The sequence below is a fragment of the Vibrio sp. Vb1127 genome (assembly GCF_033338735.1).
Lineage (GTDB): Bacteria > Pseudomonadota > Gammaproteobacteria > Enterobacterales > Vibrionaceae > Vibrio > Vibrio alginolyticus.
Genome location: NZ_JAWOTF010000009.1, coordinates 83,544 through 106,895, shown reverse-complemented (window position 1 = coordinate 106,895; position 23,352 = coordinate 83,544). Strand labels below are relative to the sequence as shown.

Annotated in this window: 14 protein-coding genes; 2 read left to right on the top strand and 12 right to left on the bottom strand. The window is 46.0% G+C overall.

Going from position 1 to position 23,352, the window contains the following annotated elements; all coding sequences use genetic code 11:
• Positions 1-14: 14 nt before the first annotated feature.
• Positions 15-3,248, top strand: a complete 3,234-nt coding sequence (gene carB, locus R7H07_RS14130; protein ID WP_005381854.1) for a carbamoyl-phosphate synthase large subunit — start codon at positions 15-17, stop codon at positions 3,246-3,248.
• A 323-nt stretch (positions 3,249-3,571) separates the two neighbouring features.
• Here carB and R7H07_RS14125 read toward each other — a convergent pair whose 3' ends face one another.
• Positions 3,572-3,997 carry a hypothetical protein gene (locus tag R7H07_RS14125; protein WP_017633621.1) on the bottom strand — a complete coding sequence of 142 codons (426 nt, stop codon included), beginning with the start codon at positions 3,995-3,997 and terminating at the stop codon, positions 3,572-3,574.
• The gene (locus R7H07_RS14120) at positions 3,994-4,863 is read right to left on the bottom strand and encodes a hypothetical protein (RefSeq protein ID WP_017633622.1); all 870 of its coding nucleotides are present in this window, start codon (positions 4,861-4,863) and stop codon (positions 3,994-3,996) included. The genes R7H07_RS14125 and R7H07_RS14120 overlap by 4 nt, the downstream gene beginning before the upstream one ends.
• A 304-nt stretch (positions 4,864-5,167) precedes the next feature.
• Here R7H07_RS14120 and R7H07_RS14115 point away from each other — a divergent pair, with 304 nt between their 5' ends.
• The gene (locus tag R7H07_RS14115) at positions 5,168-5,947 is read left to right on the top strand and encodes a TSUP family transporter (RefSeq protein WP_206959286.1); all 780 of its coding nucleotides are present in this window, start codon (positions 5,168-5,170) and stop codon (positions 5,945-5,947) included.
• Here R7H07_RS14115 and R7H07_RS14110 read toward each other — a convergent pair.
• The 10 genes from R7H07_RS14110 to gltB (R7H07_RS14065) form a co-directional block, all read right to left on the bottom strand.
• Positions 5,889-6,743 carry a LysR family transcriptional regulator gene (locus R7H07_RS14110; protein WP_005387379.1) on the bottom strand — a complete coding sequence of 285 codons (855 nt, stop codon included), beginning with the start codon at positions 6,741-6,743 and terminating at the stop codon, positions 5,889-5,891. The two genes, R7H07_RS14115 and R7H07_RS14110, sit on opposite strands and share 59 nt — an antisense overlap.
• Before the next feature lie 128 nt (positions 6,744-6,871).
• Positions 6,872-7,492 carry a TRIC cation channel family protein gene (locus tag R7H07_RS14105; protein WP_182015950.1) on the bottom strand — a complete coding sequence of 207 codons (621 nt, stop codon included), beginning with the start codon at positions 7,490-7,492 and terminating at the stop codon, positions 6,872-6,874.
• Positions 7,493-7,561: 69 nt separating this feature from the next.
• Positions 7,562-8,383: a vitamin B12 ABC transporter substrate-binding protein BtuF gene (gene btuF, locus R7H07_RS14100; RefSeq protein ID WP_206959441.1), complete on the bottom strand. Its 822-nt coding sequence runs from the start codon at positions 8,381-8,383 to the stop codon at positions 7,562-7,564.
• Positions 8,383-9,336, bottom strand: coding sequence for a cobalamin biosynthesis family protein (locus tag R7H07_RS14095; RefSeq protein WP_206959284.1), 954 nt, complete (start codon positions 9,334-9,336; stop codon positions 8,383-8,385). Before R7H07_RS14095 ends, btuF begins: the two co-directional genes overlap by 1 nt.
• 11 nt (positions 9,337-9,347) lie before the next feature.
• On the bottom strand, positions 9,348-10,043 hold the full coding sequence (mtnN, locus tag R7H07_RS14090; RefSeq protein ID WP_005381837.1) for a 5'-methylthioadenosine/S-adenosylhomocysteine nucleosidase: 696 nt from the start codon (positions 10,041-10,043) through the stop codon (positions 9,348-9,350).
• Between the two features lie 63 nt (positions 10,044-10,106).
• Positions 10,107-10,535 (bottom strand): DUF1499 domain-containing protein, encoded by a 429-nt coding sequence (locus R7H07_RS14085; RefSeq protein ID WP_206959283.1) that lies wholly within the window; start codon positions 10,533-10,535, stop codon positions 10,107-10,109.
• A 91-nt stretch (positions 10,536-10,626) separates the two neighbouring features.
• A complete protein-coding gene (locus R7H07_RS14080) occupies positions 10,627-12,039 on the bottom strand; it encodes an FAD-dependent oxidoreductase (protein WP_005381833.1) in 1,413 nt (470 codons plus the stop codon).
• Between the two features lie 20 nt (positions 12,040-12,059).
• Positions 12,060-16,523 carry a glutamate synthase large subunit gene (gltB, locus tag R7H07_RS14075; protein ID WP_206959264.1) on the bottom strand — a complete coding sequence of 1,488 codons (4,464 nt, stop codon included), beginning with the start codon at positions 16,521-16,523 and terminating at the stop codon, positions 12,060-12,062.
• Positions 16,524-16,971: 448 nt separating this feature from the next.
• A complete protein-coding gene (locus tag R7H07_RS14070; protein WP_025768420.1) occupies positions 16,972-18,441 on the bottom strand; it encodes a glutamate synthase subunit beta in 1,470 nt (489 codons plus the stop codon).
• Positions 18,441-22,991 (bottom strand): glutamate synthase large subunit, encoded by a 4,551-nt coding sequence (gene gltB / locus R7H07_RS14065; RefSeq protein ID WP_206959263.1) that lies wholly within the window; start codon positions 22,989-22,991, stop codon positions 18,441-18,443. Before gltB (R7H07_RS14065) ends, R7H07_RS14070 begins: the two co-directional genes overlap by 1 nt.
• Positions 22,992-23,352: the final 361 nt, after the last annotated feature.

Sequence of the window (23,352 nt, the reverse complement as noted above, 5' to 3'; positions counted from 1 at the left end):
CGGAGTAGTAGATAATGCCAAAACGTACTGACATTCAAAGTATTCTAATTCTTGGTGCTGGTCCGATTGTTATCGGTCAGGCATGTGAGTTTGACTACTCTGGCGCACAAGCGTGTAAAGCTCTTCGTGAAGAAGGCTACCGAGTTATCCTAGTTAACTCTAACCCTGCGACCATCATGACTGACCCTGAAATGGCAGATGCGACATACATCGAGCCAATCCAGTGGGAAGTTGTTCGCAAGATCATCGAGAAAGAACGCCCAGACGCGGTACTGCCAACCATGGGTGGTCAGACAGCACTTAACTGTGCGTTAGATTTAGAGAAGCACGGCGTTCTCGCAGAGTTTGGCGTAGAGATGATTGGTGCAACGGCTGATGCAATCGACAAAGCGGAAGACCGTTCTCGTTTTGATAAAGCGATGAAGTCTATCGGCCTTGAGTGTCCTCGCGCAGATACAGCGAAGAGCATGGAAGAAGCTTACAAAGTTTTAGATATGGTTGGCTTCCCTTGTATCATTCGTCCATCGTTCACCATGGGTGGCACTGGTGGTGGTATCGCGTACAACAAAGAAGAGTTCGAAGAAATCTGTCGTCGCGGTCTGGACTTATCTCCGACCAACGAACTTCTTATCGATGAGTCACTCATCGGTTGGAAAGAGTACGAAATGGAAGTCGTTCGTGACAAAGCGGACAACTGTATCATCGTATGTTCAATCGAGAACTTTGACCCAATGGGCATCCATACGGGTGACTCAATCACGGTTGCTCCAGCACAAACACTGACTGACAAAGAATACCAGCTTATGCGTAATGCATCGCTAGCCGTTCTACGTGAGATTGGTGTTGAAACAGGTGGTTCAAACGTACAGTTTGGTATCAACCCGAAAGATGGTCGTATGGTCATCATCGAGATGAACCCGCGTGTATCTCGCTCTTCTGCGCTAGCATCAAAAGCAACAGGCTTCCCAATCGCGAAAATTGCCGCGAAACTGGCTGTTGGCTTTACGCTAGACGAACTACAAAACGACATCACAGGTGGTGCAACACCTGCGTCATTTGAACCAACTATCGACTACGTCGTAACTAAGATCCCTCGCTTTAACTTCGAGAAATTTGCTGGTGCAAACGATCGTCTGACAACTCAGATGAAATCGGTTGGTGAGGTAATGGCGATTGGTCGTAACCAACAAGAATCTCTTCACAAAGCACTGCGTGGCCTAGAAGTTGGCGCAACTGGTTTTGATGAGATGGTCGATCTGGAAGCGCCAGATGCACTGACTAAGATTCGTCACGAACTTAAAGAAGCAGGTGCAGAGCGTATCTGGTACATCGCCGATGCATTCCGAGCGGGTATGTCAGTCGACGGTGTGTTCAACTTGACTCAAATCGACCGCTGGTTCCTGGTTCAAATCGAAGAAATTGTAAAACTCGAAGAACAAGTCAAGGCGGGCGGCTACGCAGGTTTGACCAAAGAAGTGCTTCGTCAGATGAAACGCAAAGGCTTCTCTGATGCTCGCTTGTCTAAATTGCTTGGTGTCGCTGAAAGTGAAATTCGCCGTGCTCGTGAGCAGTTTGATATTCATCCGGTTTACAAACGTGTGGATACATGTGCCGCAGAGTTTTCTTCTGACACGGCTTACATGTACTCATCTTACGATGAAGAATGTGAAGCAAACCCAACAGACAAAGATAAGATCATGGTTCTTGGTGGCGGTCCAAACCGTATCGGCCAAGGTATCGAATTCGATTACTGTTGTGTTCATGCATCACTTGCGCTGCGTGAAGACGGTTACGAAACCATTATGGTTAACTGTAACCCAGAAACGGTATCTACTGACTACGATACGTCTGATCGTCTGTACTTCGAGCCAGTAACTCTGGAAGATGTACTGTCTATCGCTCGCGTTGAAAAACCAAAAGGTGTGATTGTTCAGTACGGTGGTCAAACGCCACTTAAACTGGCTCGTGCTCTAGAAGCGGCTGGTGTGCCAATCATTGGTACTAGCCCAGATGCTATCGACCGTGCGGAAGATCGTGAACGCTTCCAAGCCGCTGTTGACCGTTTAGGTCTACTTCAGCCAGAAAACGCGACAGTAACAACGATGGAGCAAGCGGTTGAGAAATCGAAAGAAATTGGCTTCCCATTAGTTGTTCGTCCATCTTATGTACTCGGTGGTCGTGCGATGGAAATCGTATACGACGAGCAAGACCTGCGTCGCTACTTCAACGAAGCAGTAAGCGTATCGAACGAGTCTCCAGTTCTGCTAGACCGTTTCTTGGATGATGCAACCGAAGTTGATATTGATGCTATCTGTGACGGTGAACGCGTCGTTATCGGCGGTATCATGGAGCACATCGAACAAGCGGGTGTTCACTCTGGTGACTCTGCATGTTCACTGCCTGCATACACGCTAAGTCAGGAAATTCAAGACAAGATGCGTGAGCAAGTTGAGAAGTTAGCATTCGAACTCGGTGTGCGCGGTTTGATGAACACGCAGTTTGCTGTGAAAGATAACGACGTTTATCTAATTGAAGTGAACCCTCGTGCTGCTCGTACGGTACCATTCGTATCGAAAGCGACAGGCGCTCCTCTAGCGAAAATCGCTGCACGTGTAATGGCGGGTCAATCTCTAGAGTCACAAGGCTTTACTAAAGAGATTATCCCTCCTTACTACTCAGTGAAAGAAGTGGTTCTGCCGTTCAACAAATTCCCTGGTGTTGACCCTCTATTGGGCCCTGAAATGCGCTCAACAGGTGAAGTAATGGGTGTGGGTGCAACGTTCGCAGAAGCTTACGCGAAAGCAGAGCTAGGTTGTGGTGCGGTTTATCCTGAAGGTGGTCGTGCGCTACTGTCTGTACGTGAAGGTGATAAAGAGCGTGTTGTTGACCTAGCTTCTAAGTTAGTGAAACTGGGTTACCAGTTGGATGCGACACACGGTACAGCTGTAATTCTGGGCGAAGCGGGTATTAACCCACGATTGGTAAACAAAGTACACGAAGGTCGTCCACACATTCTTGACCGCATCAAGAACAACGAATACACCTACATCGTAAACACGGCTGCTGGTCGTCAAGCGATTGAAGATTCGAAAGTTCTACGCCGTGGTGCACTGGCAGAAAAAGTGAACTACACAACGACACTGAATGCAGCGTTCGCTACATGTATGTCTCATACTGCAGACGCAAAAGCGTCAGTAACTTCGGTTCAAGAGTTACACGCTAAAGTGAAAGCGAGTCTAGACGCGTAACAGATAAAAATCAGTAAGCTCATTAATCAGGGCTTACATGACAACCTCATTGCCCGCTCATTTGAGCGGGCTTTTTTATATCGAGGTTTTTCTAAAATGAAGAGCATTAAAGTGTGCTAGGAACGATTGGTATGCTTCGCTTTTGAAGATCATTAAGCTAATGATGGCAAGCAATGTACCCAAAGATGAAGAAATAGTACTACCATTTGCTACAACAAAATTAATGCTGTAGGACTGAGGTATTAAGCCGACCATAACTCTTTAAGCAGATAGGTAATTAGAAAAAGTTAAAATAAGCACTGTCGAGCTTAAAAACATACTAACTATGGAGTGCTTCGATAGGTTCTTTTTTCTAAGACTAAGTTATAAGTTGATTCTTCAGTATCAAGAGAGTATCCGTTACTTTTTGCAAAAACATCTGCTGCTAGTAGCGAGGGATAAAGAAGAAAAAAACTAGTTACCGATATAGTTAGGAATATCTTACTAGAGCTTTTAAACTCACTTTTAGTTAGGAAATTATTTGATTTTAATGTTTTTACGGACATTCTAGAGCATTCAAATAAGATCAAACTAGAGCCTATAATCAAAATATCAGCCTGATCAAAAGATGAATAACTTTCATTATTATAGATGTTAAGATAAAAGTCTGACAATCCATCAAAACCATATATTAACAGTGATATTGCTGATGCTAATAAAATTATTAAATAAAAAAACACTTGCGTTCGGTCGTAACTCCCTTTTTTCATCGTAACAAACCTCGCTGTATTTCTTGCGAGAAAATCATACTTTGAGTTTTACGTTGAATCTCATTATATTCTTCTTTTGCTCTTCTCTTTGCTTCTATATCTCTTTGCTTTAAGTAAATATCTATAGAGGCTATTAACTTCTGTGTTAAACCTCGTTTATCATTTTCTCTATTCAATAAAAGACCTACAGCCGAGCTTATCAAAATAGCCCCTAATAATGGGCCAGCACTTAAAGTTACAACACTGCCACCCACTGCTGCGGCAAAGTTTACAAATATAGCTGCTGCAGCTGACGATAACCCGATAGTGATTATATCACTAGCTAAAGTACCAAATAGTTTGGCTAAGGTTTGACGGTCATTGAGGAAAAAGTCAATCACTCTGTATGTGGATATTAAGATAATTGTTATTATGCCCCCACTTCTAATGGATTGTAATGCCCCTTCTGGTCCAACAGCGAACTTTGCCACAGTTGGAGTGGGAAGAAATTTTCCTAATCCAGAAAGCTTTGAGTGCATAGCAGGGGAGCCTGTGAGTATGATATGTGGAGCTCCAGAATAATTTTTAACGATAACAGAGCTATTATTTCCGTACAAATAGTTTGATAAGTTGGTTATAAAAACTAAGTCCTGTCCTGTAGCATAATAGTTTGCTGTATTTTCAAACATTCCCTTTATCTTTTCCCAACGTTCTAATTTCGCTTTATCTTTTACATTGTTCTTGACAACGATATCGAAGCTCTCGATAGATAAGATAATGGTTTCTTGATTTCGATGTTGATGATTTGATTTATAAAGTGGGTAGGTGCTTATACTACCACTATTTTTTGAGGATTGATGTCGTGATAAAGGGTAGTTGCTAGTCATGTATTTTCCTCAGATATCGGGCCTTGAGCGCTGACAATGTAAACTCTACATGCTGAACAGATCTTTCATATTCGTCTAGTTTTATATTTAAAGGTAAGCGTTTGATCTCATTATCAGGAATAGATTTGTGACAGTGATTCAATTCTTTCTGACAACTAAATTTTATATAAAAGTTTGGAGTCAAGTTTAAGCATTAATTCTATGAAAATTAGGAATAGATTGGTGTCTTGACTTTCCATTGGTAGTTTTGTGAATAAGTGCTACCGTTTCTTCCTCTTTGATACCTCTTCAAAAAGGAAGTGTAGTGGAAATCACGGTTGAAATTTTGTTGGTCTTATTTTTGGTTGCGACTGCCGCAGGCTTTATTGATGCGATGGCTGGTGGGGGAGGGCTCATTACGCTCCCTGCGCTTTTGGCTGCGGGGTTGAGTCCGACTCAAGCTCTAGCAACCAATAAGTTACAAAGTTCGTTTGGCAGTTTCTCTGCTAGCTGGTATTTCGTGCGTAACGGTATTGTCAGCTTAAAGGAAATGCGTTTTGCGATACTCTGCACTTTTATAGGTGCTGCAATCGGTGCCGAGGCTGTGCAGTTTATTGATGCTAGCGTACTCACCAGTTTGATCCCTGTTCTTTTGATAGCCATTTCCCTCTATTTTTTACTCGCGCCAAATACGAGAAAAATCGATGGAGAACCAAAGTTATCTGAAGCGATGTTTGCGCTATGCATTGGTGGCGGGATCGGCTTCTATGATGGCTTTTTTGGCCCTGGGACTGGATCTATTTTTACTGTTTGTTTTGTTGCACTAGGTCACTTTTCTTTGGTCGAAGCCACAGCTAGAACCAAAATCCTCAATTTCACGTCAAACATAGCGGCACTACTCTTTTTTATCTTAGCTGGGTTGCCCGTGTGGAAGCTTGGCTTAACTATGGCTGTTGGCGGTTTTCTTGGTGCTCAGTTAGGGGCGAAGGTCGTGGTAAGTAAAGGGCAAAAATGGATTCGTCCTCTAGTTATAGTGATGTCGATGCTTATGGCAACGAAACTTCTTTGGCAACAACATCAGCAATGGATTCTGTCAGTGCTTTAACTCGCTCGCTACGATATGTGCTGTGACGTAAGCAGATATGTATTGGCCGAACTAACTGATCTAGCTCTTCAAAGTCATAGCAGAACTTAGGTGTGATATTAAGTGTCGTTAGGATAGATTTAGGGATTAAAGCGGGAGCCATACCTCCCAAAGCCAGTTGTGCTGCCGCAGTATACGAATCCATTTCCATCAAAGGTTCGATTCCGTGTTTGGATAAAATAGCTTGTTGATATGTGTTGGCAGGGTTAGTTAGGTCATTGGTCAAAATAGCTTTAGGTAGTTGTGAAAGTGAATGTCGACTGACAATTGAGAAAGGTTCATCGGCGAGGTGAAGGCTCATTAATCCATGATGAGGTGGTAGATAGCCAGCGCAAAATCCCAATGTAGCTTTGCCTGATTTCACATTCTCAATAATGCGTGGCGTATGATTGGTCGATATTCGTATGTACTGATCATGGGCAAAGTGTTCTGCCATGATCATGCTGAGGTATCCAGCGACTAAGGTTTCAGAGCAGTCTATCTTGATCAAAGAAGTATCTTCTATTTGTTGTTGATCATAGATCTGACCTCTTAACTCATTGAACGTTGGCTCGATCGTGTTGATGAGCGCAAGGCCATCGGAGGTCAGCTTTATGTGCCGACCATTTGGCTCTATTAATTTTTTTCCTAACTTCTTCTCTAGATTTGAAATACGTTTACTCACGGCAGATTGACTAATATAGAGTTGACTGCCCGTGCGGCTCATGGTTTTTTCTTTACTGAGGACAAGTAACGTTTCAATACCTTCAAGCAACATAATGATTAATGAAAGTTAGGAATGGTTGAGATAATTTAGCGAATTGCCCAAGAATTGGCGACTCAAATGAGCATAAATGAGAGGAGCCGACACTTGGTCGACTCCATGATGAGTGATGTTGTTGGTGTTTAACGGTTAATGGCGAAAGTTGGCAGGGATAGATGCCAACGAATCGCACCGAGACGTATAATGAGCGTTGAGGTTACACCAGCGAGTAAAGCCGTTGAGTGGTCATAACCCATGTTTACCGCCATCGTATGGAAGATGCCGCCAATAATACATGCCGTAGCATAGACTTCACTTCTTAATACCATAGGAACTTCGCGAGCCAGCACGTCTCGTATAATGCCACCGCCACAGCCAGTAATAACCCCCATTATCACCGCGACCATCCCAGATGCATTGTAGGCGAGTGCCTTTTCTACTCCTATTCCCACAAACACAGCGAGACCGATGGCATCACAAACGGGTAATACCCACCATGAGAGTCGCTTGGGTCTTCGAATAACAAGCATGGTTAGTAGACACGTAACAAATATCACCCATAAGTAAGTCGTATCTGTTATCCAAAATACGGGAGTGGCACCAAGCGCCATGTCTCGGATTGTTCCGCCACCTATAGCAGTCACACTGCCGAGCACGATAACGCCGAATGGATCCATTTTTAAACGGCCCGCCAGTAATACGCCAGAGATAGCGAAAACAGCGGTACCGAACAAATCGATCATATAAAGCAGCATGGAGTCCATGTTACTTAGTACCTTTAAATAGTGTGAGAAAAAATGGGCGGAAATTGTACGGTATTTGCCACGAAATCGTTAGCGTTTTTGACGAACGCTTTTAAAGTGCTCACACACTTCTTTGATCGCGTTCAATGTGCGTGGTGTCGGACGGTTAATCCAATCAGAGTTTAGGGACCAGATGTGTTTGTTTTTAAGGGCAAGAAGCTCATTACTCCACTCAGCCCACATACCATCGTTACTCATTGCGTGACGAGAAGTAAAAATAACCTCTGGCTGGCGAGTAATGACTTGCTCGATGCTAACTTGAGGATAAGGCGCGCTAGATGCGGCGAAAATGTTCTCACCACCGCAAAAAGTAAAGACTTCACTTGGCCAGTTCTTTCCAGCGACAGTGATGATAGGCTTTTCACTCAACTGATAAAAGTAACTAACTTTCTCGTTCGTGTTGTACTGTTCTTTTAGTGTACTCAGCTGCGTTCTAAAATCTTCAGCGGCCTTTTTTCCTACTTGTGGAGTTTCGCTGTATTGGCTGAGTTGCTCGATATTATTGGCGATATCTTCTAATGAACCTGTAGTGGAGTAATAGATAGGAATACCGAACTGTTTAATTTTCTCCAACTCTTTAGCGGGGTTTCCGGCTGGCCAAGCAATCACTAAGTCCGGTTGAATAGCAATAATGCGCTCTAATTTAATTCCTTGATAATTTGAGACTCTTTCTAGCTGCTTTGCCTGTTCTGGATAATCGCTCATTTCGCTGACAGCAACAAGCTGGTCTCCTAGCCCTGCTGCAAAGGCAATTTCGGTGGCATGTGGAGCTAAACTTATAATGCGTTGAGCGGGTTGAGCGAAGGTCGCTGTCGAAACAAACAGCGTTAATGCGAAGCATAATTTATTCATCATAATCCTTGATAAATTATTCCTAAAAGCAAACTTTGGATTGCGATCCAAGCCAGGACGCGCCAAACGAGCAGCGTATGTATTTGTGAAAGGTGAATCGCCGATGGCGCAATGCGCCCACCGATTTTTGCGCGCTCTGCACGCACACCTTGATAGATAGCAGGGCCGCATAAAGACAGTTGTAGTTTGTGTCCGATAGTACATAACACCCAGCCAGGTCCTGGTAAGGACCAAGATTTCGCTTGCTGTTGTATTCCAGAGAGCACATTACTTGTATTCTTTCCGGCAGCTAAAAGTATGGCAAAGAGACGAAGTGGAATAATATCCAGAGTAGCAACCAGTTGAATCACAGGTTTACCAAACGGCAAATATTGGCGTCGGCTAGGGGACCACACTCGCGCTAATTCTGTTGTGAGTCGATACATTAGCGCACCAATACCACCTGTTAGTGCGTACCAAAATAGTACGCCGATCACGTTGCGGCTGTATCCCATAATCAGGGTTTCTGAGCCAGCTTTACCTATGCCAACGATCGAGAGGTTACCAGTGTCGCGATTAAGATATGGTTGCAGTAATGCTCGACATTGGGCTTTGTCTTCCGAAGAGATACTTGTGACGAGCTGTTTCGTTAACGTTTCGCTGTTGCGCCAGTCTAGCGCAAGGATCAATAGAACCAGTTCATATAAAGGGATTTGCCAAACAAATGGCTTTACTGCAATCAGTAATATCAAGCAAGGAAATAGCATCAAGCCTAATGCAAGACTGCCTGAGATTACACTCTGTGAGTAATTGTGATTATTGTTCACTTTGTTGGCTAGCTGTTCTGCTAGCTTTCGCCATAAAGTGATAGGGTGCGCTGAATGGGGGATTGGCACTAGAAGGTGCAAGATCAGTGCACCCCACATAATGAGGAGCGCACCGTTGGCATAAAATGACTGAAAAACTTCTTCCATGAATGAGTCGTTTACTTAATGAGTTCCAGCATTTTGAATACCATTTCGGAAGAGCTTTTTGCTGCTAGAGGCAGGAACTCATCAAAGCTCATTGGTGATTCTTTATCAGCGACATCAGAGATTGCACGCACAACAACAAACGGAGTGTTGAATTGATGACAAGTTTGAGCGATAGCAGATGCTTCCATTTCTACAGCGATAACTGACGGGAAGTGTTTACGAATAAACTCTTGACGCTCAGCAGTACAAACAAACGCATCGCCAGTACAAATTAGGCCGCGAACCGCATGAGTGTTTTCCATTTGTGCTAGGGCTTTTTCGGCTAAGTCCATTAGCTTGTCATCCGCTTTGAATGCAGCTGGTTGACCGGCCATTTGGCCAATCTCATAACCAAAAGCGGTTACGTCTGCATCGTGATGACGAACTTCTGTAGAGATAACTACATCGCCAAGGTTTAAGCTTGAATCGAAACCGCCAGCAGACCCTGTGTTAATCACAACGTCTGGTTGGTATTCATCAAGAAGGATTGTCGTGCCCACTGCCGCTGCAACTTTACCGATGCCCGATTGTAGTACGACGACTTCAACATCGTTGATTTGACCAGAGAAAAACGTACAACCTGCTTTATTTACAGTTTTGCAGTTTGTAATTGCTTGCTTCAGGATGGTCACTTCTTGTTCCATCGCACCGATGATACCAACTTTCATAACACTCTCTTTAAGTAAATATTTTAGTTGGCCGAGAGTATAGCACTCCCCGTTGGCAGTTTTCTATTTGATGAGCTTTGCTTGAGTGAGCTTTTCTCGTAATTGATCGGCGCGCTTTCTGTTTACGCCAAAGTCAGAGTAGCCCACACGAGATTCTGAGCGCACAATCAGTTGGTCTCCTGCTATTTTTAGTTCGAGGTCATCCACGAAGCGCATGATTTTAGATGTGCACTCGATACGAAGGTAGTTGCTTTCTTTCACCGCGGTTTTCGCGCCTGGCAGTTCAAGCGCAACTTGCTCAATAGCGTCGATGTTCGCTGAATCAACTAAGATGAATGGCGTTAGGTTGTATTTTTCTCGCGAGTCTTGGGTGGAGGCGCAGTTTGGTTTGTCACCACAAGGTGATTGAGAACGATCCGTCATGGTTGTGACGCCTTGGCTACAAGCGGTTAAGCCGAGCAAAGTAATGGAAAGGAGAGCGGCTTTTTTCATTGTATTTACTCTTATAATTTTGCTTCTAATTATATGGATAAAAAAGAAAAAGGATCCAATAATAGGACCCTTTTTGTGAGGTTAACTGAGATTAAACTTCGAGGTAATCGAGAATGCCTTCTGCCGCTTTTCGTCCTTCATCAATTGCGGTTACGACAAGATCAGAACCTCGTACCGCATCGCCACCCGCGAAGATCTTTTCATTGCTGGTCTGGAACTGGAACTCTTGCTTCGCTGGGGCTTTGATACGACCCCATTGATCCAAATCGACATCAAACGGTGCTAACCAGTCCATTTTGTGCGGCTGGAAACCAAACGCCATGATAACAACGTCTGCTGGTAGAACGTGCTCGCTGCCTTCAACGGGCTCTGGACGTCGACGACCTGCTTCATCAGGTTCACCAAGTGCGGTTTTCACCACTTTGACCCCCGAGACTTTGCCTGACGCATCCACTTCCACTCCCAAAGGCTGAAGGTTGAACATGAACTTCACGCCTTCTTCCTTTGCGTTTTTTACCTCGCGACGAGAGCCTGGCATGTTGGCCTCATCACGACGATAAGCACAAACTACGTTGGAGGCACCTTGGCGAATTGAGGTACGAACGCAGTCCATTGCGGTATCACCACCACCCAGTACGACGACTTTCTTTCCTGCCATATCGATAAAGGGTTGGTTACTCTCAAGATCCATGACTTTGTAGGTGTTCGAAACTAAAAATGGCAGCGCGTCATACACACCCGGCGCATCTTCATTATCTAGACCTGCACGCATGTATTTATAGGTGCCAACGCCCAAGAAAACAGCATCGTATTCATCAAGCAGTTCTTGCATTTGCACATCTTTGCCTACTTCCATGTTCATGCGGAACTCGACGCCCATTTCAGTGAACACACGGCGGCGGTTTTCCATCACGCCTTTTTCAAGCTTGAAGGAAGGAATACCGAAGGTCAGAAGGCCTCCAATTTCAGGGTAGCGGTCAAACACGACTGGCTTAACGCCATTGCGCACTAGGATATCCGCGGCAGCCAAGCCTGCTGGGCCAGCTCCAATGATTGCAACCTTTTTGTCGGTCCATTCCACCTTGGACATATCTGGCTTCCAGCCCATTTCAAACGCTTTGTCGGTAATGTACTTTTCTATGTTGCCGATGGTGACGGCACCAAAGTCATCATTAAGCGTGCATGAACCTTCACATAGGCGGTCTTGAGGACAAACGCGCCCACATACTTCCGGTAGGCTATTGGTTTGATGCGATAGTTCAACCGCTTCAAGAATACGACCTTCATTGGCAAGTTTTAACCATTGAGGGATGTAGTTGTGGACTGGGCATTTCCATTCACAATATGGGTTGCCACAATCTAAGCAGCGATCCGCTTGTGCAGTCGCCTGTTGTTTAGTGAACGGTTCATAGATTTCAACGAACTCGATCTTACGAACTTTGATAGGCTTTTTCGCAGGATCTACACGCTGCACATCGATAAATTGATAAACGTTCTGGCTCATGATTCAAACATCCTCCATGATTACTGTGCTTGAACACGCAGCTCTGCGGCACTGCGGCTCTGGTGACCAAGTAGCGTGCGAAGATCTGCCGCTTGTGGTTTCACCAAATAGAACTTTGGAATCCATTCATCAAAGTTCGCCAAAATATTTTCTGCATGACTCGACCCTGTTTCTTCAAGGTGTTCCGCAATTAGGCCACGCAAATGTTCTTGGTGGATGTAAAGATCGGACAATGAGATGGCTTCGACAGACTCAGTATTAACTCGACCTTCAAAGCTTTGGTTCTCATCCAGAACATAGGCAAAGCCTCCAGTCATACCCGCGCCAAAGTTCACACCTGTCGCACCAAGAATGGCAACAATACCGCCAGTCATGTACTCACAAGCGTTATCGCCAGCACCTTCAATGACGGCTATCGTACCTGAGTTTCGTACGCCGAAACGCTCACCTGCTTTACCGGCTGCAAATAGTTTACCGCCGGTCGCGCCGTACAGGCAGGTGTTACCAATGATAGTTGCTTCATTGCATTTAAATGCGGTGCCAAGGTGAGGTTTGATAACCACTTTACCACCCGCCATGCCTTTGCCCACGTAGTCGTTCGCATCGCCCGTGAGGTAAAGCTCTACACCACCTGCGTTCCAAACACCAAAGGACTGACCTGCGGTGCCGTCAAGATAGATTTTGATAGGGGAAGCCGCCAATCCTTGGTTGCCATAGCGTTTTGCTATTTCGCCAGATAAGCGTGCACCAACAGAACGATCAGTGTTGATGACATTGTAGAAGAAACTTGCCGATTGACCGTTTTCGACCGCATGCATGGCATCATCAATGATCTTTTGGTTGAGCTCAGCTTTATCAAACGGTTTGTTTGGCTCTGTCCAAAATAGCGGATGACCCTCAGGTGATACTGGAGCTTCTAGAATATTGGATAGATCCAGCTTGGTCTGTTTCGCTGTAAATCCCTCTACCGCCTCAAGTAAATCGGTACGACCAATCAAGTCCGTCAGCTTTTCAACGCCAAGTTCGGCGAGTAATCCGCGCACTTCGTCTGCCAAGCCGATGAAATAATTCATCACCATTTCTGGTAGACCTTTGAAGTATTCTTTACGCAGTGTCTCGTCTTGAGTCGCAACCCCAGTTGCACAGTTGTTGAGGTGACAAATTCGTAGGAACTTACAACCCATAGCGACCATCGGCGCAGTACCAAAACCGAAGCTTTCTGCACCTAAAATTGCGGCTTTAACTACGTCTAAACCAGTCTTTAGACCACCGTCTACCTGTAAGCGGATCTTATGACGCAGACCATTAGCAACCAGAGCTTGTTGTGTCTCTGCCAACCCCAACTCCCAAGGGCTACCAGCGTATTTTACCGAAGTTAATGGGCTTGCTGCGGTACCACCGTCGTAACCCGAAATGGTAATAAGATCAGCGTAAGCCTTGGCTACACCCGTTGCGATGGTGCCGACACCTGGCTCGGAGACGAGTTTTACCGAAACCAGCGCATTCGGGTTGACTTGTTTAAGGTCGAAGATCAGCTGGGCCAAATCTTCAATCGAATAGATATCGTGATGCGGAGGAGGGGAGATCAGAGTCACGCCTTGTACCGAATAACGCAGTTTTGCGATTTCTGCGGTGACTTTGTGTCCTGGTAGCTGTCCACCTTCACCCGGTTTCGCACCTTGTGCCACCTTGATTTGCAGTACATCCGCATTAGTCAGGTAATGCGGCGTTACACCAAATCGGCCAGAAGCAATCTGTTTGATACGTGAGTTACGCTCAGTACCGAAACGGCGAGGATCTTCACCGCCTTCACCCGAGTTAGAGTAACCACCAAGACGGTTCATCGCCGTTGCAAGTGCTTCATGCGCTTCTGGGCTAAGTGCGCCAATGGACATTGCCGCTGAGTCAAAGCGTTTGAACAGTTCAGTGCGTGGTTCTATTTGCTCAAGTGGCAGCGGTGAGTCTGATTTTTTCAGCGACATTAAGTCACGCAGCATGGCAACAGGGCGTTGGTTTACCTGCTTAGCAAAGCTCTGATAGTCGTTACTTTCGCCAGATTTAACGGCCTGTTGCAGCGTGCCGACGACATCCGGGTTGTAAGCATGATATTCACCTCCATGGACGTACTTTAACAAGCCGCCATGATCAATCGATTTGCGTTTCGCCCATGCTTTACGAGATAAGTTTGTAAGATCTTGCTGGAAGTCGTCAAAATTCGCGCCTTCAATTCGAGTTGTGACGCCTTTAAAACACAGATCGACCACATCTTGGCTCAAGCCAACTGCTTCAAACAGTTGTGAGCAGCGGTAAGAGGCGATGGTTGAGATCCCCATTTTCGACATGATCTTATACAGGCCTTTGTTGATGCCGTATTGGTAGTTTTGCATCACATCGCGGTAGTCTTTCTCTAGTGCTTTATCATCAATCAGTTTACCTAACGCTTCATAAGCAAGGTATGGGTAAACCGCAGTAGCACCAAAGCCAAGCAAGACAGCAAATTGGTGTGGATCACGGGCTGTTGCGGTTTCGACAACAATGTTGGCATCGCAACGCAAGTTCGCGTCAATCAGACGAGTTTGAACGGCGCCGACTGCCATTGCTGCCGGAATTGGCAACTTACCTTTGACCAAGGCTCTGTCCGAAAGCACCACTAAAACCGTGCCTTCACGAACGACTTGCTCTGCTTGCTCACACAGATCATTAATGGCTTGTTTAAGATCTTTTTGTTGTGGGTCGTAGTTGATATCGAGAATGGTATTACGGTAATGATCGTCACTCAGCTCTAGTAGTTGCTGCATGTCTGAATAGAGCAGTACTGGAGAATCAAAGGTTACACGATGCGCGTGGCCATCGGTTTCACAGAAGACATTCATCTCCTGGCCGATGCTGGTCGCTAGCGACATGACGTGTTTCTCACGCAGCGGATCGATTGGTGGGTTGGTGACCTGCGCGAACTTCTGACGGAAGTAATCAGTCACCAAGCGCTCTTTCGAAGAAAGAACCGCCATCGGGGTGTCATCACCCATCGAACCGACGGCTTCTTGCCCCATATCACCGAGGACACGCAATACTTGATCGACTTCTTCATTGCTCATGGCAAACTGCTTTTGATAAGTCTTAAGCAAGTCTTCATCAAAGCTACGCTCACCTACTTGATCTTCAGGCAGCTGAGAGAACGGTGTTAGTTTGCGAACGTTGTTCTCCATCCATTCGCGATAAGGGTGACGAGATTTCAGGTCATTATCGATCTCGCTAGACTGCCAAAGCTTACCTTTACGAGTGTCGATGACGAGCAATTCCCCCGGACCTACACGACCTTTTTTGGCAACTTCATCTGGGGCGTAATTCCAAATCCCTACCTCAGATGCCAGAGTGATCAACTTGTCTTTGGTAATTACATAACGAGCTGGACGCAGACCGTTTCGGTCTAGGTTACAAGCAGCATAACGACCATCGGACAGTACGATACCTGCTGGACCATCCCATGGTTCCATGTGTTTGGAGTTGAAATCGTAAAACGCACGCAAATCCGGATCCATGTCAGGGTGGTTTTGCCATGCTGGCGGCACAAGCATACGCATGGCACGGAAGATATCCATGCCGCCAGCTAAAAAGAGATCTAGCATATTATCTAAGCTAGACGAGTCTGATCCTGTCTCGTTCACAAACGGTGCTGCAGTTTGTAGGTCAGGCAGCAGTGGTGACGAGAACTTATAAGCACGAGCGCGTGCCCATTGTCGGTTACCTTCAATGGTATTGATCTCACCATTATGAGCAAGGTAGCGGAACGGTTGAGCTAATGGCCAACGCGGTTGAGTGTTGGTAGAGAAACGCTGGTGGAACAGACAGATAGCAGATTCCATACGTAGATCGGCAAGATCAAGATAAAAGCGCGGTAAGTCCGCAGGCATGCATAGGCCTTTGTACACCAAAACTTGAGTCGACAAGCTACAGATGTAGAAATCCGGATCTTCGGTGATTTGTTTCTCGATGCGACGGCGTGCGATGTAGAGACGACGTTCAATGTCACGCTCGCGCCAACCTGCCGGTGCAGAGATAAAGACTTGCTGAATATTTGGAAGCGAGTTGGCCGCAATTGGACCGAGTACTTCTGAATTAGTTGGTACTTCACGCCAACCAGCCACAGTTAGCGTCTCTTGCGCCAGTTCTTTGTTGACGATGTCTTTAGCGAGTTGAGCTTTGACTGGATCTTGGTTGAAGAAAATCATCCCTACGGCGTATTGCTTGCCAAGGTTGAAACCATTTTCTTCGGCAATAAGACGTAAATAGGAATCGGGCTTTTGTAATAGAAGACCACAACCATCACCAGTTTTACCATCGGCGGCGATACCACCACGGTGAGTCATGCGGTCAAGTGCAGAAATTGCTGTACGTACCAGCTTGTGGCTTTGTTCGCCTTCCATATGCGCGATCAAGCCAAATCCACAGTTGTCTTTCTCAAGACTTGGATCATAAAGAGCCATTGCAATTCTCCCTTTGCTTATCCGTCATCCCGACAGATATATCAACACTGCTTACGTTGATATCGATGACTAACTATGCGTCATCTTTATAGCTTTATGTATAATTATTCAGTAAAAGTTGTGAAATATTTAACATTTTTTGAGTGTTTTATTTTCATCAACTTCACAAGCTATAGCTTATTGTAAAAAAGGTCAAGTTATTAGTGGATCATCACGTGAATATACGATTTACCATTTAATAAGCTAAAATAGTTTAATAATTTCAAATAGATAGAAAATTGATTGTTACAAAAAAGTAACATTTGATTCTGTGGGAGATAAAAAAGACCAGCATAAAATGCTGGTCAAAATAGAAAGATTGGAAGGAATTGTTTTCTTTCTTCACCGATAGCCATCGATATTGCTGATGGCTATTAGGCAATTGAAAGAGAGAAGCATGACTGCTTCGTTAAGCAGAAAGCATCAGTGAATCTGCTTTTGCTTCTAGGTTTGTGCCACCCATTAGATAATCATCGATAGCACGGGCACATTCGCGGCCTTCATTGATACAACGAACCACCAAAGATTGGCCTGTTCGCATATCACCAGCAGCAAATACGCCTTCTTGGTTAGTAGCAAAATCTTGAGTTGCTACGTTACCGCGATCGTCTAGTGCGATATCCAGTTGAGCAAGTACGCCTGTTGGTTCAGGGTGTAGGAAGCCCATCGCTAGAAATGCCATATCACATGGAATCACACGCTCGCTGCCTTCTACTTCTTTGAAGCTTGGGCGCTCGCCTGGTTTCGCATCTTGCCAAACGATATCAGCCAAACGAAGACCAGTAACTTCACCTTTGTCATTGCCGATGAACTCTTTGGTGAGGATGTTCCAGTGACGATCGACACCTTCCTCATGAGATGTCGAAGTACGCAGGATCATTGGATATTGAGGCCAAGGCATATTAGCAGGACGCTTTTCTGGTGGAATCGGCATGATTTCCACTTGAGTTACACTTGCTGCGCCGTGACGGTTTGATGTTCCCACACAGTCTGAACCCGTATCACCACCACCGATAACCACAACATGTTTACCCGCAGCGTGAATTTCTTCCGTTTTCAGGTCCATGTTATTGGCGCGACGGTTGTTTTGACCTAGGAACTCCATCGCGAAGTGAACGCCTTTTAGTTCACGACCCGGAACGGGCAAATCACGTGGAACCGTTGAGCCACCGGTTAGTAGAACCACATCGAACTCTTGACGCAATTGTTGAGCATTTACATCAACACCGACGTGTTGGTTTACTTTAAACTCAATGCCAGCTTCTGCCATTAGATTGATCTTGCGATCAATGACTTCCATGCTCAGTTTAAAGTCTGGGATACCAAAACGTAGCAGACCGCCCACTTTCTCGTCTCGCTCGAATACTGTCACGGTATGGCCTGCGCTGTTTAGCTGCTCAGCAGCCGCAAGACCAGCAGGTCCAGAGCCAATGATCGCCACCGTTTTACCAGTGCGAGAACGTGGCGTTTTTGGTTTGGCGTACCCTTCACGATACGCCGTTTCTACGATAGTTTTTTCGATATTACAGATAGTGATTGGGTCTTGGTTGATACCAAGAACACAAGCACTTTCACATGGAGCAGGGCAAACACGACCAGTAAACTCTGGGAAGTTGTTCGTCGAGCTTAGGATGTTCCAAGCTTCTTCCCAGCTATCACGATAAACCGCATCGTTAAATTCTGGGATGATGTTACCGATAGGGCAGCCGTTATGACAAAACGGCACGCCACAATCCATACAACGAGAAGCTTGAGTGTTGATCTTGTCACCAAACTCCTCGTTCAGAACGAACTCTTTGTTGTTCTTGATGCGTTCAGCTGGGTCAATCTTCTGTGGTAGTTCGCGACCATGCTCTAAAAATCCAGTAGGCTTACCCATTATACGGCCTCCACTTGAGTTTCGTTTCCTTGAGACAGTGCTTCAGCTTTGCGTTTTTGAAGAACTGCTTTGTAGTCACGCGGCATTACCTTAGCCATAGAGGCTAGGCTAGCTTCAAAATTGTTTAGGAAAGACTGAGCGACTTCACTTCCTGTGAATTGAACATGCTTAGTTAGCATATCGAGTAATAGATCTCTGTCTTCTTGCTCGATTGGATCTAGGTCTACTAGCTCTGGGTTCAGTTTCGACTCAAAGTCACCTGATTTATCCCATACGTATGCCACGCCGCCACTCATACCTGCGGCAAAGTTACGACCTGTTGAACCAAGGATAATTGCTGCTCCGCCAGTCATGTATTCACAACCGTGGTCACCGACCCCTTCTACTACTACTTTCGCGCCTGAGTTACGAACACAGAAACGTTCACCAGCCATACCGCGAATGAAAGACTCACCCGAGGTTGCACCGTAGAAACACACGTTACCAACCACGATGTTGTCTTCCGCGACAATACTTGATTTTGCATCTGGGTAAAGTACTAAGGTACCGCCAGATAAGCCTTTACCCCAGTAGTCGTTCGCGTCGCCTTCTACTTCGAACTTCACGCCCTTAGCTAGGAATGCGCCGAATGACTGACCCGCAGAACCTTTGAACTTCACGTTCATTGGCTGAGGTAGACCGGCATCTTTGTACACTTTCGAGATTTCGTTCGACAACATGGTACCTGCAGAGCGGTCCGTGTTAACGATAGGGAACTCGGCATTCACCGCTTCGCCTTTCTCGAGTGCAGGAATCGCTGCTTGAATCAGCTTACGGTCTAGCACTTCTTCCAGGTTGTGATTCTGCTGAGCTTGGTTGAATACACCATCAGCTTCACGTGGTTGCTCAACGTGGAGAACAGGAGACAGATCTAGGTTCTTATATTTCCAGTGAGAAATGTCTTGGCGAATCTTCAGCTTCTGACCTTGACCGACCATTTCATCGATAGTGCGGAAGCCAAGTTCAGCCATGATTTCACGTAGACCTTGTGCCATGTATTGGAAGAAGGTTACGACGTCTTCTACGCGGCCATCAAAGCGCTCGCGAAGTGTCTTGTTTTGAGTCGCGATACCAACAGGACAAGTGTTCTTGTGACACTTACGCATCATGATACAACCTTCAACCACTAGTGCTGCGGTTGCTACGCCCCATTCTTCTGCACCAAGTAGTGTTGCCACTGCAAGGTCGCGAGGTGTCTTCATCTGACCATCCGCTTGAACCACGATACGGTTACGTAGACCGTTCTTCAGTAGCGTTTGGTGCGTTTCTGCCAAGCCAAGTTCCCAAGGAAGACCTGTATGGCGGATTGAAGACATTGGTGATGCACCTGTACCGCCGTCGAAACCTGCGATTAGTACAACGTCCGCTTTCGCTTTCGCTACACCAGAAGCGATCGTACCTACGCCTGCTTCTGATACCAGCTTCACGTTTACACGGCCTGCGCGGTTCGCGTTCTTCAAGTCGTAGATAAGCTGAGCCAAATCTTCGATTGAGTAGATATCGTGGTGTGGTGGTGGAGAGATAAGGCCAACGCCCGGAGTCGAGTGACGCGTTGCACCGATCCAGTCATCTACTTTATCGCCTGGTAGCTGACCACCTTCACCTGGCTTCGCACCTTGAGCCATTTTGATTTGCAGCTCTTCAGCGTTAGTTAGGTAGTAAGAGGTTACGCCGAAACGACCTGAAGCCACCTGCTTGATTGCAGAGCGTTCCCAATCGCCGTTCTCTTTGCGCTCGAAACGCATTGGGTCTTCACCACCTTCACCAGAGTTCGATTTCGCGCCAAGACGGTTCATCGCAACAGCTAGTGTGGAGTGTGCTTCGTAAGAAATAGAACCGAATGACATAGCGCCCGTCGCGAAGCGTTTCACGATGCTTTCAATTGGCTCGACGTCGTCGATAGAGATAGAACCAGCGGGGTTCTTAATGAACTCAAGTTGGCTACGCAGGGTTACCGCGTTGTCACCTTGCTTATCTACAGCAGTCGCGTATTGCTTGAACTGATCGTAGTTCTTGTTGCGCGTAGACTCTTGCAGTAGAGAAATGGTTTCTGGGTTGAATAGGTGCTTCTCACCACGCTGTTTCCATTGGTAAACACCACCAACATCCAGCATTTGAATTGGGATTTCGCGTTGTGGGTAACCGATGCGGTGACGGATAAGTACTTCTTTGGCGATATCATCAAGGGTTAGACCTTGGATACGAGAAACCGTCCCTGTGAAGTATTTGTCGACCACGGATTTGTGGATACCCAATGCTTCGAAGATTTGCGCACCATGGTACGACTGTAGCGTAGAGATGCCCATCTTCGAGAAGATCTTCAGAAGACCGCCATTGATCGCTTTACGGTAGTTGTTGAACAGATCGCGAGGGTTCGCTTCTGGATCCAACTTCTTCGTACGTTGAAGTTCAATGATGGTTTCAATCACTAGGTAAGGGTTAACCGCATTAGCACCGTAACCAAGTAGCGTTGCAAAGTGGTGCGTTTCACGCGCGTCACCAGTTTCAACCACGATGTCACACTTCGCACGTAGACCTTTACGGATCAAGTGGTGGTGTACTGCGCCAACTGCCAGCATTGCTGGGATCGCCGCGTGGTTTGAATTCACTGCGCGGTCAGTGAGTAGGATGATTGAATAACCATCGATAACCGCGTCTTCTGCGTATTGGCAGATACGTTTTAATGCACGCTCAAGTTTGCCTTGATCTTCACTAGCTTGGAATACGATATCCAACGTTTTCGCTTGTAGGTGCTCGTTATCGATCGCACGCAATTTTTCAAGCTCAGAGTTGGCTAGAACAGGCGATTCCAATTCTACTTTCTGACAGTGAAGTGGTGTTTCAGTCAGAAGGTTTTGGTCTTTACCCAAGTAAGTGTTCAGCGACATAACCATGCGCTCACGGATCGGGTCGATCGGTGGGTTAGTTACTTGTGCAAACAGCTGCTTGAAGTAGTTTGAAAGGTGCTGAGATTGATGAGATAGAACCGCAAGAGGCCAGTCGGCACCCATTGCTGATAATGGTTCTTTCGCGTCATTCGCCATTGGAACGATGATTTCGTTCACTTCTTCAGTGCTTACGCCAAACGCTTGTTGGCGGTGTAGAAGGTGTTCTGGCTTAGGTTGGCTGAACTGGTTGCTCGCATCTGGCAGCTTCTTCAAGCTCAGTAGGTTTTCTTCTACCCACTTCTCGTAAGGCTGCGCTGTTGCGATGGTGTCTTTCACTTCTTCATCAGAGATGATGCGACCTTGCTCTAGGTCTGCAACGAAGATACGACCTGGCTGTAGACGACCGCGGAACTCTACGTTCTCTGGTTCAATATCCACAACACCAGATTCAGATGCCATCACTAGGAAGTTATCTTTGGTCACAGTGTAGCGAGAAGGGCGCAGACCGTTACGGTCTAGTGTCGCACCAACTTGAACACCATCAGTAAAACATACTGAAGCTGGACCATCCCATGGTTCCATAATGTTCGCGTGGTACTGATAGAACGCGCGACGTTTAGGATCCATGTTTTTGTTTTCTTGCCATGCTTCTGGGATCATCATCATCAATGCGTGTGGCAGGCTGCGACCAGAAAGAACTAGGAGCTCAAGTGCCATGTCAAAGTTAGATGAATCTGAGCTGCCTTCCTGACAGATTGGAAGAAGCATGTCGATTTCAGCCTGAGTAAACAGGTCTGATTCTAGGATTGCTTCACGGGCTTTCATCCAGTTCAAGTTACCGCGAACTGTATTGATTTCACCGTTGTGGGCAATGTAACGGAAAGGCTGTGCAAGACGCCATTTCGGGAAGGTATTGGTAGAGAAACGAGAGTGTACAAGTGCTAGTGCAGTCACCATGGTCGGGTTTTGCAGATCAAGGAAGTACTGAGGTACTTGCTCGGTCGTTAACTGACCTTTGTACACCAATGTCTTGTAAGACATGGAGTTAATGTAGAAGTCGTCACCAATGTTCGAAACGCTTTCTAGGCAAACACGTACAGTGTAGTTACGAAGTACGTACAACTTGCGTTCTAGCTCTTCAGGTGTGATGCCAGGGCCACCAGAGATAAATACATGCTCAAACTGAGGTTCAGTGCTTAGTGGGTCTGCACCGATCATCGAGTTATCGGTTGGCAATACACGGTAGCCGATAACTTCAAGATCTAGACGCTGTGCGTTACGTTCTAGAATGTCACGGCACTGTTCGCGTTTGTATTCGTCTTTCGGGAAAAGAACAACACCAACACCATACTTTTCAAACGAAGGCAGTTTAATGCCTAGTTTAACGGCCTCTTCTAATAGGAATTCATGAGGTTTTTGCAACAAGATACCCGCACCGTCACCGCTGCATGGGTCACAACCTTGACCACCACGGTGTTCCATGCGAGCCAGCATATCCAATGCTTGAGTCACTACTTCATGAGATTTACGGTTTTTAAGGTGAGCAACAAAACCGATACCACAAGCGTCATGCTCCAGTTCCGGAGTGTACAGACCCTGTGGATTTTGCTCTCTATCTACCATAGATACATCCTTCCAGTTCAATGTCGACGCAAAAGTACCGGGCAGCAAATACTACCTAGACTATTGATTACGTCTTGTCCTTTATATTTATTATCGCCACCGATCTAGGTTGACCGGTCTTGATTCCTTTCCGTATCTCGCAGGAAAAGTTTTGCGAGAAAAACAATCCTTGGTGGTATCCCTTTATTTATTATCACTATCTAGTGATTTATATAGGTAGGAGTGGGATAACACCGACAAATCCCGCAGTGTGCTTTGTAATAAAAGTCACAAAAATAACGGGGTTGTGTAAGTATCCTACAATTTTGTCACTTCAGAATGCAATGAAAAACTCGGCGTTGTGACCCAATTTTTTCGTTTA

Bases quoted from the DNA above. Each gene is read 5' to 3' on its own strand.
- R7H07_RS14110 (WP_005387379.1), bottom strand. From the start codon at position 6,743: ATGTTGCTTGAAGGTATTGAAACGTTACTTGTCCTCAGTAAAGAAAAA.
- R7H07_RS14070 (WP_025768420.1), bottom strand. From the start codon at position 18,441: ATGGGTAAGCCTACTGGATTTTTAGAGCATGGTCGCGAACTACCACAG.
- mtnN (WP_005381837.1), bottom strand. From the start codon at position 10,043: ATGAAAGTTGGTATCATCGGTGCGATGGAACAAGAAGTGACCATCCTG.
- R7H07_RS14120 (WP_017633622.1), bottom strand. From the start codon at position 4,863: ATGACTAGCAACTACCCTTTATCACGACATCAATCCTCAAAAAATAGT.
- carB (WP_005381854.1), top strand. From the start codon at position 15: ATGCCAAAACGTACTGACATTCAAAGTATTCTAATTCTTGGTGCTGGT.
- btuF (WP_206959441.1), bottom strand. From the start codon at position 8,383: ATGAATAAATTATGCTTCGCATTAACGCTGTTTGTTTCGACAGCGACC.
- gltB (WP_206959263.1), bottom strand. From the start codon at position 22,991: ATGGTAGATAGAGAGCAAAATCCACAGGGTCTGTACACTCCGGAACTG.
- gltB (WP_206959264.1), bottom strand. From the start codon at position 16,523: ATGGCTCTTTATGATCCAAGTCTTGAGAAAGACAACTGTGGATTTGGC.
- R7H07_RS14125 (WP_017633621.1), bottom strand. From the start codon at position 3,997: ATGAAAAAAGGGAGTTACGACCGAACGCAAGTGTTTTTTTATTTAATA.
- R7H07_RS14105 (WP_182015950.1), bottom strand. From the start codon at position 7,492: ATGGACTCCATGCTGCTTTATATGATCGATTTGTTCGGTACCGCTGTT.
- R7H07_RS14095 (WP_206959284.1), bottom strand. From the start codon at position 9,336: ATGGAAGAAGTTTTTCAGTCATTTTATGCCAACGGTGCGCTCCTCATT.
- R7H07_RS14080 (WP_005381833.1), bottom strand. From the start codon at position 12,039: ATGAGCCAGAACGTTTATCAATTTATCGATGTGCAGCGTGTAGATCCT.
- R7H07_RS14085 (WP_206959283.1), bottom strand. From the start codon at position 10,535: ATGAAAAAAGCCGCTCTCCTTTCCATTACTTTGCTCGGCTTAACCGCT.